This window comes from Glycomyces sp. NPDC048151 (assembly GCF_043202775.1).
In the GTDB taxonomy this organism is placed as follows: Bacteria; Actinomycetota; Actinomycetes; order Mycobacteriales; family Micromonosporaceae; genus Glycomyces.
In genome coordinates, this window is the sequence record NZ_JBIDBB010000006.1 from 209684 (window position 1) to 223645 (window position 13962).

Here is a 13962-nt window from a genome sequence, read left to right on the forward strand (position 1 = left end):
TTGTGGGCCCGCGCCGCTTTCGCGTGGGATCAGGTCAGAGTCGTTCGAGGACCATCGCCATGCCCTGCCCGCCGCCGACGCACATGGCCTCGAGGCCGTACCGCCCGCCGGTGTCCTCGAGGGCGTTCAGGAGCGTCGAGGTGATCCGGGCGCCGGTCATCCCGAACGGGTGCCCTACGGCGATCGCGCCGCCCTTGACGTTGAGCCGGTCTTCGTCGATGCCGAGGTCGCGGGCGGAGGGGATCACCTGCGCGGCGAAAGCCTCGTTGATCTCGACCAGGTCGATGTCCTCGATCCCCATGCCCGCCAGCGCGAGTGCGCGCCGGGAGGCCTCGACGGGGCCGAGCCCCATGATCTCCGGGGAGAGGCCGCTGACGCTGGTGGCGACGATCCGGGCGAGCGGCTGGAGGCCGAGTTCGGCGACGACGCGGTCGGAGACGACGACGAGTGCGGCCGCGCCGTCGTTGAGCGGGCAGGCGTTCCCGGCGGTGACCGTCCCGTCGGGGCGGAAGACCGGGTCGAGCTCGGCGAGCTTCGCGATGGTGGTGCCGGGACGGGGGCCGTCGTCGGCGCTGACGACGGTGCCGTCGGGGAGGGTGACGGGGGTGATGTCCTTGGCCCAGAAGCCTTCGGCGAGGGCGCGTTCGGCGCGCTGCTGGCTGCGGGCGGCGAAGGCGTCCTGCGCCTCGCGGGTGATGCCGCGCAGGGCGGCGACGTTCTCGGCGGTCTGGCCCATGGCGATGTAGGGGTCCGGGAGGCGGCCGTCGTCGCGGGGGTCGGTCCAGGCGGGGCCGCCGCCCGCTCGTTCGGCGGTGCGCCGGAGGGCGTCGGTGAAGCGGGGGTTCTCGAGGTCGGCGCCGGGGATGGCGTCGCTGGAGCCGATGTCCATGCCGGAGACCGATTCGACGCCTGCGGAGACGAACACGTCGCCTTCGCCTGCCTTGATGGCGTGGAAGGCCATGCGGGTGGTCTGGAGGCTGGAGGAGCAGTAGCGGGTGACGGTGGCGCCGGGGACGGTGTCCCAGCCGAGCAGGACGGCGACGATGCGCGCCATGTTCATGCCCTGGCGCCCGCCGGGGAGGCCGCAGCCCAGGAGGAGGTCGTCGACGCGGGCCGGGTCGAGCCCGGGGACCTTGTCGACGGCGGCGCGGATCATCTGCGCGGCGAGGTCGTCGGCGCGGACGTCCTTGAGGGAGCCTTTGCGGGCGCGCCCGATGGGCGAGCGGGCGGTGGCGACGATGTAGGCCTCGGTCATGTCGGTTCCTTTCACACGAATGCCTGGTGTCCGGTGATCGCCCGGCCGACGATCAGGGTGTTCATGTCGTAGGTGCCCTCGTAGGAGTAGACGGCCTCGGCGTCGGCGAAGAAGCGGGCGACGCCGTGGTCGAGTTGGATGCCGTTGCCGCCGAGGACGTCGCGGCAGCGGGCGACGACGTCGCGCATGCGGGCGGTGCAGAAGGCCTTGGCCATGGCGGCGTGCTCGTCGCGCCGGGTCCCGGCGTCGTCCATCTGGGAGACGCGGACGCAGACGGCGAGTCCGGCGGTGACGTCGGCGAGGGATTCGGCGAGTTTGGCCTGGACGAGCTGGTAGGCGGCGATGGGGCGGCCGAACTGCTCGCGTTCCTTGGCGTAGCGGACGGCGGCCTCGTAAGCGCCGACGGCGATGCCCATGGCTTCCCAGGCGACGCCGATGCGGGTGGGGCCGAGGACTCCGGCGAGGTCTTTGAAGGAGCCGATGCGCTGGAGGCGGTCGGTCTCGGGGACTGCGACGCCTTCGAGGGTGATGTCGGCGTTCTGGACGCCGCGCAGGGACTGCTTGCGTTCGATCTTCTCCGCTTTGAAGCCGGGGGCGTCTTTGCGGACGATGAAGCCTTTGACCTGGCCGTCGTCGATGTCCTTGGCCCAGATGAGGGTGATGTCGGCGAAGGTGGCGTTGCCGATCCAGCGTTTGGCTCCGTCGAGGATCCAGGTGTCGCCGCGGCGGGTGGCGGTGGTGCGCAGGCCGCGGGCGGTGTCGGACCCGGCGAGGGGTTCGGTGAGGCCGAAGGCGCCGATGATCTCGCCGCGGCCCATGGCGGGGAGCCACTGGGCGCGCTGGGCGTCGGAGCCGCCGACGCCGATGGCGCCCATGGCGAGTCCGGAGGTGACGCCGACGAAGGTGGCGAAGGAGGCGTCGACGCGGGCGATCTCGACGGCGGCCCAGCCGCGGAAGAGGGCGCTGTTCTCAAAACGCCGGGATTCGGGCCACATGGTGCCGATGACGCCGGTGGCGGCGATGCCGGGGATGAGGTGGCGGGGGAACTCGGCGCGCTCCCAGTAGTCGTCGGCGAGGGGTCGCACTTCGCGTTCCATGAAGTCGCGGATGCGAAGGGCCGCTTCCTGCTCGACCGGGGTGAGGAGGTCCTGGAAGCGGTAGAAGTCGGCGTCGAGCCCGGTGGGGGCGGTGGTCATCGTGTCTCCTTCGGGTCCGGTCGTTGAAACCGACCAGTCGGTATGTTATTGATATGGGTGTCCGCACGTCGGCATTGAGGAGCCATCTTGCACAACCGTCACCGTTTCCCGCTGCGCTGGAACGACAACGACCAGTACGGCCACATGAACAACACCGTGTACTACGAGGCGATGGACTCGGCGGTGAACACCTGGATGGTGCGCCGCGCCGACCTCGACCCCGCGGGCGAGGTGATCGGGCTGGCCCGGGCCTCGTCGTGCGAGTTCCTGGCGCCCGCCTCGTTCCCTGAGGTCCTCGAGGTCGACATCGCCGTGGCCCGCCTCGGGTCCACTTCGATCACGTGGGACCTGGCGATCCTGCGCGAGGGCGCCCCGGACCGGGACGCGCCTATCGCGCTTGGGCGGTTCACGCACGTGTTCGTGGACCGCGCCGGGCGGCGGCCGGTGCCGGTGCCCACGCCGATCCGCGCCGCCGTCGAGGCGGAGCTGCGGATCGGCGGGGCGCCGTCCTAGGATCCGTACTCCTCGACGAGCGCGCGCTTGAGGACCTTCCCGCTCGCACCGAGCGGGAGCTCCTCGACCACGTGCACGACCCGCGGGTACTTGTAGGCCGCGACCTTCTCCTTCATGTAGGCCACGACCTCGGCCGCGTCGACGGCCGCGCCGTGCGCGGGGACGACCGCGGCGTGGACCTCCTGGCCGTGGGTGTCGTGCGGGACGCCGAAGACCGCCGCGATCGAGACGTGCGGGTGGCGGGCCAGGACGGCCTCGACCTCCGTGGGGTACACGTTGTATCCGTTGCGGATGATCATGTCCTTCTTGCGGTCGACGATCGTGACCACGTGCTCGGCGCTCACCGTGCCGAGGTCGCCGGTGCGGAACCAGCCGTCCACGATCGTCTGCGCGGTCGCGTCGGGCCGCCCGAGGTAGCCCTTCATGAGGTTGTGGCCGCGCACGACGATCTCGCCGAGCTCGCCGGGCCCGAGGAGGTCGATCCGGTCCTCGGCGTCGGGGTCGGCGACCGCGACGTCGACGCCCCAGATCGGGGTCCCTACGGTGCCGGGGCGGATCGGCTCGTCCACTTTGTTGAACGTGCACGACGGCGCGGTCTCGGTGAGCCCGTAGCCCTCGTGGACCTGCGCGCCGAAGGCCCGCTCGAACGCCTCCAGGAGCGCCACCGGCAGGGCCGCGCCGCCGGAGACGGCGTACCGCAGCGGCGGCCGGTGCACCGAGCGCCCGGCGGCCTCGACCATCCCGGCGAAGTTCGTCGGCACCGCCGTGAACACGGTCGCCCCGTACTGGTTGAGCAGCGCCAGCGCCTCGTCGGGGTCGAACTTCGGGAGGAGGATGATCGACGCCCCGCGCCGGAACGCGATGTTGAGGACGGCCATCTGCCCGAAGGAGTGGAAGAACGGCAGGCCGCCGTAGACCACGTCGTCGGTGCGCAGCGGGAACGAGTCGATGAGCGAGACGTGGACCTGCTCGACCATGGCCAGGTGCGAGCCGACCGCGCCCTTCGGGGTCCCGGTGGTGCCGGAGGTGTACAGGATCGTGGCGGCGTCGAGCGGGTTGACCGAGGCGTACCGCTCGATCGGTTCCGCTTGCGCCGCTTCGGCTTCCAGGCGTGCAAGGGGTTGGCCGCCGATCGCGAGGCCCTCGGGGGCGAGCACCGAGACGAGGGGGACGCGGGCGCGGGCGGCGGCCGGGGCGGCCTCGGCCAGGAGCGGCGCGGCGGCGACGAGGAGGTCGGCCTCGGCGTCCTCGAGCACGAACGCGATCTCGTCGGCCTTGAACAGGAGGTGGATCGGGACGATCACGGCGCCGAGCGCGAGCGCGGCGTAGTAGACGCGCGGGAAGTCGGGGACGTTGGGCACGAGCATGGCGACCCGGGAGCCGCGGCCGATGCCGCGGGCGGCCAGCGCCCCGGCGTAGGCGCGGGTCTGGTCCCACAGTTCGCCGTAGTGCACGGTGCGGCCCATGAAGTGCAGGGCGGGTGCGTCGGGCCGGCGGCGGGCGCTCTCGGCGAGGATGGCCGCGATCGAGAGGGTCCCGTGTCCGGGGCCGTCGACGGCGGGGTCGTTGCGGTGGGTCATCGGGCCGTTCCTTCCTTTGGTTCGAGCGCCAGTTCGGTCTTCCCGAGCGCGGCCGTGTGGACCTCGTCGGGGCCGTCGGCGAGGCGCAGGGACCGCGCGGCGGCGAACATCTCGGCGAGCGGGTGGTCGCCGGTGAGCCCGGCGGCCCCGAACAGCTGGATGGCGTGGTCGAGGATGCGCTGCACCGCGCGGGGGACGGCGACCTTGATCGCCTGGATCTCCTTCATGGCGGCGCGGTTCCCGGCGGTGTCCATGAGCCAGGCGGTCTTGAGGACCAGGAGGCGCAGGGCCTCGATCTCGACGCGGGCGTCGGCGGCCCAGGCGCGCACGACCCCTTGGCGGACGAGCGGGCCGCCGAACGCGACGCGGTCGTTCGCCCTGCCGCGCATGAGGTCGAGGGCGCGTTCGGCCATGCCGAGCGCCCGCATGCAGTGGTGGACGCGGCCGGGGCCGAGCCGGGCCTGCGCGATGGCGAACCCGTCGCCCTCGCCGCCGAGGAGGTTCGCGGCGGGCACCCGGGCGTCCTCGAAGAGGATCTCGGCGTGGCCGCCGTGGTCGCGGTCGTCGTAACCGAAGACGGTGAGGGGGCGGAGGACGTGGACGCCGGGGGTGTCGCGCGGGACGAGGAGCATGGACTGCTGGCGGTGCCGCGGCCCGTTCGGGTCGGTCTTGCCCATGACGATGAGGAGCGAGCAGTCGGGGTTCATCGCGCCGGTGGCGAACCACTTGCGGCCGTTGACGACCCATTCCTTGCCGTCCTTGTGGATGCGGGTGCCGATCTGGGAGGCGTCGGAGGAGGCGGTGGCGGGCTCGGTCATGCAGAACGCCGAGCGGATGCGCGCGTCCAGGAGCGGTTCGAGCCAGGTCTCACGCTGCTCGGCGGTGCCGAAGTGGGCGAGGAGCTCCATGTTGCCGGTGTCGGGTGCGGCGCAGTTCATGGCGGCCGGAGCGAGCCGGGGGCTGCGGCCGGTGAGCTCGGCGACCGGCGCGTAGCGCAGGTTCGAGAGGCCGCCGCCGCGGCCGTGCGGGCCGGGCGGCAGGAACAGGTTCCACAGGCCGCGTTCGCGGGCGGTCTCCTGGAGGGCGCGCACGACGGGGCGCACGGTCCAGTCGCCCTGGCCTTCCTCGATCTGCTTCGCGAGCACGGGTTCGGCGGGGAGCACGTGCTCGTCCAGGAACGCGCGCGCCTCGTCGGCGAAGGCGACGGTCATCTCGTCCGGTCGGAAATCCACAGGCCCTCCTCGGCCAGGGGCGCGACGAGCGCGCCGATCGCATCGAATCCCTCGCCGACGGTCTGCCCCTTGGTGAACCGGTAGTGGACGCCTTCGAGGATGACGGCGAGCTTGTAGCAGGCGAAGGCCCGGTACCAGCGCAGGTCCGGGACGGGCGTCCCGGCGCGGGCGGCGTAGGCGTCCGCGACTTCGTCGAACGCGGGGTATCCCGCGCCGGGGACGATCGGGCCGGCGGCCCGCTCCCCGCCGGGCAGTTCCCTGATGTGCCAGTACATGCCGAGCATGCCGAGGTCCACGAGCGGGTCGCCGAGCGTGGCCATCTCCCAGTCGAGGACCGCCGCGACGCGCGGCGCGTCCGGCGGCCCGGCCACGAGCATGTTGTCGAGCCGGTAGTCGCCGTGGACGATCCCGGACCGGCCCGAGTCCGGGACGGCCGCCGCGAGGCGGTCGCCGAGCGCGTCGAGCGCCGGGACCTCGCGGGAGCGGGACGCGTCGAGCTGGCGCCGCCAAGTGCGCATCTGCCGGCCGAGGTACCCGTCCGGCCGGCCGAAGCCGCCGAGCCCGAGCGGTGCGGGCTCGGCGGCGTGCAGGTCGGCGAGGATCTCGGCGACCTCGATGCCGAGGCGGTGCAGCCCTTGGGGAGTCCAGTCCAAGTTTCGCCGCGGATGGTCCAGGACGGCGCCGTCGACGAACTCCATGACGAAGAAGACCGTGCCGGTGACCTCGCGGGCCTCGGTGTCGTCTACGACGTCCACTGTGGCTGGTACGGGGACCGTGCCGCGCAGCGCCGAGATCACCCGGTGCTCGCGCCGCATGTCGTGCGCGGTCGGCAGCGCGTGGCCCAGCGGGGGGCGGCGCACCACCAGCGGCGTCTTCGCGCCCTCGACCCGGTAGGTCAGGTTTGAGCGGCCGCCGTCGATGAGCGCGGCCCGCAGCGGGCCCTCCCCGGCCAGCCCGGGGTGCTCCCGGGCCAGCCAGCGGGCCAGCCCCGCGGTGTCGAGCCCCGGCACGTCCACGTCGGTCATCGGTCTCCTTCGCCTCGCAGATAAGGGCTAGCTGCCCGGGATGCCCTCGTTCTCCAGCGGAACGGGGTCCGGTTCGACCGCGGACACGCTGCCCGCGCCGACCTCGTACGTGGTGCCCACGTAGTCCTGGACGCCCTCGTTCACCGCGGTGATGCCCACGGACCGGTAGGCCGCGTGGTCGCCCTCCGCGAAGGAGAGCGGCACGATCCCGTTGCCCACCAGGTCGCCCGATTCGACCGCCGCCACCAGGGACTCGCGGGTCGGGTCGTCCCCGGCCGCGGCCAGCGCCTCGGCGAACAGGTAGCCGACGCTCATGCCGAACACCGTGTTGCCGGTGAACGGCGCGCCGTCGTTGTACTCGGCGTTGATCTCCTCGAACAGCGCCACCCATTCCCCGTCGGGGCTGAACGGCAGGTAGTTGACGCTGACCATGCCCTGCAGGAGCTGGGGGGCGAGTTCCGCGCCGAGGTAGCCCGCGAGGGTCGGGTAGTCGGCGCCGGAGGAGGAGACGTACCACTTCGGGAACCACTCCATCTGCGCGGCGGTGCCCACGGCCATCGCGGTGAAGCCGTTGATGGTGCCGAGGACGTTCACCTCGCAGCCCGCGGCCATCATCGCGCCGGTCTGCGCGGTCAGGTCCTCGGCCGAGGTCGAATAGGTCTGGACCTCGGTGATCGCGTTGGAGCCCAGCACGGTCTCGACGCCTTCGAGGATGCCCTCGCCGTAGTCGTCGTCCTGGCCGAGCACGCAGACCTTCGCCCCGGGCTGCTGCTCGACGGCGTACTGCGCGAGGGCCGCGCCCTCGGTCACGTAGTCGGCGTTGAACGCGAAGGTGTGCTCGTAGACCTCCGGCTGGTTCCAGGTGAGCGACCCGGAGGAGACGAAGAGGTCGGGGACGCCCTGCTGGTCGAGGTAGTCCAGGACGGCAGAGTGGGTGGGGGTGCCGAGCCCGTTGACGATCGCGAAGACCTTCTCCTCGGTCACGAGCTCGCGCACGGCGGTCTGGGTGGCGGACGGGTCGTACGCGTCGTCCTTGACGAGGTACTCGATCTCGCGGCCGTTGATGCCGCCGTTGGCGTTCACGTATGCGAAGTAGGCGGCCGTGGCGGCGGAGATGGTCGCGTAGCCTGCCGCGGCCGGGCCGGTCAGCGGCTGGTGGGTGCCGATCGTGACCGTGTCGTCGGTGACGCCCGGTACGGATTCGTCACTGTCGGGCGTGCTGCACGCGGTGAGGCCGAGTGCCGCCGCGACGGCCAGTGCGGCCGCGCTCTTGAAGGGTCGGGTTCGCATGACGATCACCTCTCTGTGGTCGTTGTAGGGGTTGCGAAGCGGAGGGGCCGGGCGGCGCGGAGCCGGTCGAGCAGGCGGGCGGCGCCGCCCGGCCAGGTGGTGGTCAGGGCGATGAGGCCGGCGCCGAAGAGGAGCAGGGCGAGGTTGCCGTCCAGCCTCCGGCCCAGGGCATCAGGGGCCAGGGCCGCGAGTTCGTCGACGGCCCAGGGCAGGACGGTCACGAGGACCGACCCGATGGCCGCGCCCCCGATGCTGCCGAGGCCGCCGATGACGGCGGCGACGACGAGCAGGAGTGAGAACGCGAGGCCGTAGCCGCCTGGCGTGACCTGCTGCGTGGCGATCGCCAGGACCGCGCCGCCGAGCCCGGCGGGGACGGCGCTGGCGACGAACGCGCCGGTCTTCACCGCACCGGGGTCCACTGCGGACAGACTCGCGGCGGTCTCGTCGTCGAGGACGGCCCGCATCCGCAGTCCGGCCCGGCCCGAGCGAAGGACCGCCAAGGGCGTCACGGCGATCGCGGCGACGGCGATGGCGAGCCAGGCGTGCCACTGCTCGACCGCAATGAGGGCCGCGAGCGGCTCGGGGACGGGGAAGAACGGTGCGGGGGCGCCCTGGTCGCCGCCGAGCGGCAGCGTGTTCGCGGCCGCGGGCAGGGCGATGACGAGGGCGAGCGTGAGCCCGGCGAGGTAGGGGCCGCGCAGCCTCGCCGCGGCCGCGCCGAGGAGCAGGCCGAGGAGCGCCGATACGACGGCAGCGGCGATGAGCCCCGCTGCGAGGGCCAGCGGCCAGGGGCCGTCCACTGCGGAGGCCGCGAAGGCGAAGCCGTACCCGCCAGCGGCCATGAGCACGGCGTGGCCGAGCGAGAGCTGGCCGGTGAGTCCGACCAGGACGGTGAGCCCGGCGACGGCCGCGAAGCACGCGGCCGCGAGCGCGAGCTGGTAGTTGCGGAACGGGTCGAGCGCGAACGTCCCGCCGATCGCGAGGAGCGTGATGATCAAGGCGCGCAGGAAGATCCTCATGCGGTCCTCGCCTCCTTCGGGGCGAACAGGCCGCCGGGGCGGACGAGCAGGACGAGGGTCATGAGCGCGAGCACCGCGAGCGGCGCGGCAGAGGCCGAGGCGTACCCGGTGACGAGGCTGACGAGCAGGCCGACGCCGATCCCGGCGAGGAGCGCCCCGGCGGGCGAGTCGAGGCCGCCGATGACCGCGACGGCGAAGGCGTTCACGAACAGGAGGTCGACGGCGTGCGGGTTGAGCCCGAGTTCGGCGGGCACCAGCAGGAGCGCGGCGAGCGAGGCGGCGGCGCACGACAGCGCCCAGCCGAGGGTGACCATGCGCGGCACCCGGACTCCGAGGAGCCGGGCGGTCTCGGGGGCGAACGCGGCGGCCCGCAGCCGCAGGCCGAGCGAGGAGCGGTTGAACAGGAGCGCGAGCGCGGCCATGACCGCGGCGGCGGCGCCGAGCGTGAACAGGTCGTAGGGGGAGAGCACGGGGACGCCGCCGATGATGAAGGGCCGCTGGGAGAACGGCGGCTGCATCGGCCGGTGCTCGGGGCCGAACGCGATCGCGAGCCCGGCCTGGAGGACCATCACGAGCCCGATCGCGACGATGATGCCCGGCAGGGGCGCGTGCGCGGGGAGGCGGCGCATGAGGCCGCGTTCGACGAGGGCGCCGAGGAGTGCGCCCGCGGCGAGGCCGGTGAGCAGGCCGGCCCAGTAGGAGCCGGTCGCGGCGGTGACGGCGAAGGCCGCGTATACGGCCGCGACGGCCATGGCGGCCTGCGCGAAGTTCACGGCTCGCGCGGTGCGCCACACGATCACCAGCGACAGCGCGAAGAGCGCGAGCACGGCCCCGCGGGCGAGCCCGGCGGAGAGGAGGAAGACGAACCGGTCCATCAGCGCGCCCCCGATCCGCTCGCGAGCGCCGCAGAGCGTCGATAGAGGCGGTCGGGTGCGAACCGTGCTGCCCGGTGGCGCGGTGGCCCGGTCGGGCGGGAGGCGGGCGAGGTGAGGAGTCGGTCCATCAGAACCCCAGGTAGGCGTGGCGGAGGGCGGGGTCGGCGGCGAGCTCGGCCGCCGGGCGGTCGGCGACGACCGCGCCGAGGGAGAGCACGACGCCGCGCTGGGCCACCGACAGCGCGCCGGTGACGTTCTGCTCGGCGAGGAGCACCGTGAGGCCGGTGCGCGCCGCCGTCTCGCGGAGCACGCCGAGGAGCTGGGCGGTCGCCTTGGGCGCCAAGCCGAGCGAGGGCTCGTCGAGCAGCAGCGCCTCGGGCCGGGCCAGGAGCGCGCGGGCGAGGGCGAGCATCTGCCGCTCCCCGCCTGAGAGGGTGTGCCCGGCCGCGCGGCGGCGCCGGTCCAGCGGCGGGAACAGGGCGTACATCTCCTCGACGGCGGCCTTGCGGGCCTTGGGCCCGTGGCGCCAGAGGCCGCCGAGGCGGAGGTTCTCGTCCACCGTGAGCTCGACGACGACGCTGCGTCCTTCGGGGACGAGCGCGATCCCCGACCGGACGCGGTCCTCAGGGGACAGTGCGGTGAGGTCGCGGCCGCCGAGCCGGACCCTCCCGGTGCGGACGGGCTCGAGTCCGGCGAGCGCCCGCAGCAGCGTGGTCTTGCCGGAGCCGTTCGCCCCCAGGAGGGCCACGACGGCTCCGGCGGCGATGCCGAGGTCGAGGCCGTCGATGACGGGCGCGCCGTCGCCGTATCCCACGGTGAGGTCCTCGCAGGCGAGCGCGCTCATGCGGCGGCCTCCAGTCCAAGGTAGGCGGCCTCGACCGCCGGGTCGCCTTGCACCGCTTCGGGGGTGCCGGAGGCGATGACCCGGCCGAAGTCGAGGACGACGATCCGGTCGGCGACCCGCATGACGAAGTCGACGTGGTGCTCGACGAGGAGCACGGCGCGGCCGGAGGCGGCCACTCGGTCGACCGTCTCGGCGAGGGCGTCGATGTCGGCGGTGCCGAGGCCGCCCGCGGGCTCGTCGAGGAGGAGCAGCCTCGGGTCGGCGGCGAGGGCGCGGGCGAGCGCCACGCGCTTGCGTTCGGGGTACGGCAGGGTCCCGGCGGGGCGGTCGGCGAGGTCCGCCAGCCCGAGGTCCGCGAGCGTGCGGTGCGCTTCGGCGGCCGCGTCGGGAACGCGCAGGGCCGTGAGCGGCACGAGCACGTTCTCGAGGACGGTCATGCGCTCGAACAGGCCGAGGCCCTGGAGGGTCCGGGCGACGCCGGCCTTGAGGAGGCCGGTGGGCCCGGCCGGGGCCGGGCGCCCCGCGATGCGGACGGTTCCCTTGCGGGGCTTGACGAGTCCGCAGACGGCGTTGAAGACCGTGGTCTTGCCCGCGCCGTTGGGGCCGATGAGCGCGACGGTCTCGCCGTCGTGGACGTCGAACGAGACGCCGTCGAGGGCGGTGAGACCGCCGAAGGCGACCTCGAGTCCGCTCACTGAGAGCCGGGGAGGGGGAGGGGTGTTCATCGTCGTACTCGCACCTCTTCGTGTCGGAGTGCGTTCACCATACCGCAGATACCGACCGGACGGTATGTGCTGTGGACAGTGAATCCATTTCGATATGTTGCAGGTCTTGCGGCGGGTCAGGTGTGGGGGATGCCGGTGGTCATGCCGCCGTCGACCACGATCTCGGCCCCGGTGACGTACGCGGACGCGTCCCCGGCGAGGAACACGAGGGCCCCGGCGAGGTCGGCCGGGACGCCGGGCCGCCCGAGCGGGATGAGCAGCCGCGCGGGGTCGATGCGGGTCGTCATGTCGGTCGCGATGAAGCCGGGATGGATCGAGTTGACGCGGATGCCGTCGCCGCCGAGCTCGACCGCGAGTGACTTCGTCAGGCCCCGGACGCCGAACTTCGTGGCGGTGTAGCCGTGGAGCCGTTCACTCCCCCGTAGGCCTTCCACTGAGGATACGTTCACGATCGAGCCGTGCCCGGCGGCGTTCATGGCCGGCACGACCGCGCGGCAGCCGAGGAACGTCCCGGTGAGGTTCACCGCCAGGACCGCGTTCCACTTCGCGAGGGTGAAGTGCTCGATCGGGGCCGCGTTCGCCATCCCGGCGTTGTTGACGAGCACGTCGACCGCGCCGAAGCGCGCGAGCGTCTCGGCTACGACGCGGTCCCAGGCCTCCTCGTCGGTGACGTCGAGTTCCATGAACGAGGCCCGGCCGCCGCCGAGCGCTGCGGCGAGCGCTTCGCCTTGGTCCGCGAGGATGTCGGCGATCACGACGTGCGCGCCCTCGGCGTGGAGCGCGCGCACGTAGGTCGCGCCGATGCCGCGCGCACCGCCCGTGACGATCGCGACGCGCCCTTCGAGCCCGCTCACTCCCCCACCGCCACGACCAGCCGCCCGGTGGTGGCGCCGTCGGCGAGGCGCTGGACCGCCGCGGCCGCGTCCGCGAAGGGCACGGTCTCGGACACGACCGGGCGCACCGCGCCCGCGTCGGCGAGCCGGGTGAGCGCGGCGTGCGCCTCGGCCACGAGATCGGGCCGCCTGCGCTGGTACAGGGCCCAGTGGAGGCCGAGCACGCTGTAGTTCTTGACCAGGGCGTGGTCCGCACGCACGGGCGGGACCTCGCCGGAGGCGAATCCGACCACGACGATGCGGCCCTCGAAGCCGACCACCTTCGTCGCGCCCGCGAAGGCCTTGCCGCCCACGGGATCGAAGACGACGTCCGCGCCGCCCGCGGCCTTGACCGCGCCGATCCAGTCGTCGCCGCGCAGCAGGACGCGCGCAGCACCGGCGGCCTCGGCGACCGGGATCTTGGCCGCGTCGCCCACGACGCCGACCACCTTCGCCCCTGCGGCCGCCCCGAGCTGGCACGCGGCCGTGCCGACGCCGCCCGCGGCGGCGTGGACGAGCAAGGTCTCTCCACTTTGGAGTCTGGCGCGCTGATGGAGCCCGAACCAGGCGGTCTGGTAAGCGATGAGGAACGCGGCCGCGGCGGCGTCGTCCAGCGACTCGGGCGCGGGGTGCACGGCGAAGGCGGGCACGACCGCGTACTCGGCCATCACGCCGATCGCGGTCGCGACCACCCGCTGCCCCACGGCGATCCCGTCGACCCCGGGCCCGAGCGCGGCGACCTCGCCGCACAGCTCGATGCCGGGCGTGAACGGCAGCGGCGGCCGCTCCTGGTACAGGCCGCGGGCCAGCAGCACGTCCGGGAAGTTCACGGCCACAGCCCGGTTGCGCACCAGGACCTCGCCCGGCCCCGGCTCCGGGACTGGGACCTCCGCGACTGACATGACGTCGGCGGGCTCGCCGTGCGCGGCGACCCGCCACGCGGCCATGGGTTCAGCCATCGGTCCTCCGCAGGCTCCGCAGGAACAGCTCGGTGATCTGGGCGGCCAGCTCGGCCTTGTCCTCGGGCCCGTCGTGGGAGTACCAGTGGGGCAGGTAGTGGATGTCGGAGAAGAAGTGCGCGATGAGCACCGGGACCGGCACGTCGTCGCGGAAGCGCCCCTCCCCCTGGCCCTGCACGATGAGCTCGGCGAACTTGTCGTGGTACTCGCGCCTGCGGCGCTTCACCTCCGCCTGCCGCTCGGGGGTGAGCATGTGCTGGCTGCGGAAGAACACGGTGCCCTCCGGCAGGAAGTCGATCGAGGTCACCACCACGTCCTCGCACACCGCCCGCAGGACCGACTCGGTCTCGCCGCCCTCGGCCGTGATCTCGTCGAGCCGCCGCTTCTGGAGCGACAGCATCCGCTCGTAGATCGCGAAGAGCAGGTCGTCCTTCGACGTGAAGTAGTGGTACATGGCGCCCTTGGTGACACCGGCGGCCTGCACGATCTGCTGGACGCTGGTGTTGGCGTACCCCTGCTCGGCGAACAGTCGCAGTGCGGCCTTGAGGACCTCGTCGGCCACGTTCTTGGTCTTCAT

General features: G+C 73.0%; 14 protein-coding genes. 1 reads left to right on the forward strand and 13 read right to left on the reverse strand.

The window, feature by feature from the left end:
• Positions 1-34: 34 nt before the first annotated feature.
• Positions 35-1255: an acetyl-CoA C-acetyltransferase gene (locus ACGGCP_RS16105; protein WP_392966761.1), complete on the reverse strand. Its 1221-nt coding sequence runs from the start codon at positions 1253-1255 to the stop codon at positions 35-37.
• Between the two features lie 11 nt (positions 1256-1266).
• Positions 1267-2451, reverse strand: a complete 1185-nt coding sequence (locus tag ACGGCP_RS16110) for an acyl-CoA dehydrogenase family protein (RefSeq protein ID WP_392966762.1) — start codon at positions 2449-2451, stop codon at positions 1267-1269.
• 87 nt (positions 2452-2538) lie between these two features.
• Between ACGGCP_RS16110 and ACGGCP_RS16115 the strand changes: the two genes are divergently transcribed.
• Positions 2539-2964 carry an acyl-CoA thioesterase gene (locus ACGGCP_RS16115; protein ID WP_392966764.1) on the forward strand — a complete coding sequence of 142 codons (426 nt, stop codon included), beginning with the start codon at positions 2539-2541 and terminating at the stop codon, positions 2962-2964.
• Here the strand turns inward: ACGGCP_RS16115 and ACGGCP_RS16120 are convergent.
• From ACGGCP_RS16120 to ACGGCP_RS16170, 11 genes are all read right to left on the reverse strand, one after another.
• A complete protein-coding gene (locus ACGGCP_RS16120) occupies positions 2961-4544 on the reverse strand; it encodes an AMP-binding protein (protein ID WP_392966766.1) in 1584 nt (527 codons plus the stop codon). The two genes, ACGGCP_RS16115 and ACGGCP_RS16120, sit on opposite strands and share 4 nt — an antisense overlap.
• A complete protein-coding gene (locus ACGGCP_RS16125) occupies positions 4541-5776 on the reverse strand; it encodes an acyl-CoA dehydrogenase family protein (protein ID WP_392966768.1) in 1236 nt (411 codons plus the stop codon). Before ACGGCP_RS16125 ends, ACGGCP_RS16120 begins: the two co-directional genes overlap by 4 nt.
• Positions 5752-6801 (reverse strand): phosphotransferase family protein, encoded by a 1050-nt coding sequence (locus ACGGCP_RS16130; RefSeq protein ID WP_392966770.1) that lies wholly within the window; start codon positions 6799-6801, stop codon positions 5752-5754. Before ACGGCP_RS16130 ends, ACGGCP_RS16125 begins: the two co-directional genes overlap by 25 nt.
• A 27-nt stretch (positions 6802-6828) precedes the next feature.
• Positions 6829-8091, reverse strand: coding sequence for an ABC transporter substrate-binding protein (locus ACGGCP_RS16135; RefSeq protein ID WP_392966772.1), 1263 nt, complete (start codon positions 8089-8091; stop codon positions 6829-6831).
• Positions 8092-8096: 5 nt separating this feature from the next.
• Complete coding sequence (locus ACGGCP_RS16140; RefSeq protein WP_392966774.1) at positions 8097-9110, reverse strand: branched-chain amino acid ABC transporter permease; 1014 nt, start codon at positions 9108-9110, stop codon at positions 8097-8099.
• A complete protein-coding gene (locus tag ACGGCP_RS16145) occupies positions 9107-9985 on the reverse strand; it encodes a branched-chain amino acid ABC transporter permease (protein ID WP_392966776.1) in 879 nt (292 codons plus the stop codon). Before ACGGCP_RS16145 ends, ACGGCP_RS16140 begins: the two co-directional genes overlap by 4 nt.
• A gap of 127 nt (positions 9986-10112) precedes the next feature.
• Entirely contained in the window at positions 10113-10829 is a 717-nt protein-coding gene (locus tag ACGGCP_RS16150; RefSeq protein WP_392966778.1) for an ABC transporter ATP-binding protein, read from the reverse strand.
• On the reverse strand, positions 10826-11554 hold the full coding sequence (locus ACGGCP_RS16155) for an ABC transporter ATP-binding protein (protein ID WP_392966780.1): 729 nt from the start codon (positions 11552-11554) through the stop codon (positions 10826-10828). The genes ACGGCP_RS16150 and ACGGCP_RS16155 overlap by 4 nt, the downstream gene beginning before the upstream one ends.
• Before the next feature lie 116 nt (positions 11555-11670).
• Positions 11671-12408, reverse strand: a complete 738-nt coding sequence (locus ACGGCP_RS16160) for an SDR family NAD(P)-dependent oxidoreductase (RefSeq protein ID WP_392966782.1) — start codon at positions 12406-12408, stop codon at positions 11671-11673.
• Positions 12405-13373 carry an NADPH:quinone oxidoreductase family protein gene (locus ACGGCP_RS16165; protein WP_392967280.1) on the reverse strand — a complete coding sequence of 323 codons (969 nt, stop codon included), beginning with the start codon at positions 13371-13373 and terminating at the stop codon, positions 12405-12407. The genes ACGGCP_RS16160 and ACGGCP_RS16165 overlap by 4 nt, the downstream gene beginning before the upstream one ends.
• Before the next feature lie 4 nt (positions 13374-13377).
• On the reverse strand, positions 13378-13962 hold the full coding sequence (locus tag ACGGCP_RS16170) for a TetR/AcrR family transcriptional regulator (RefSeq protein WP_392966784.1): 585 nt from the start codon (positions 13960-13962) through the stop codon (positions 13378-13380).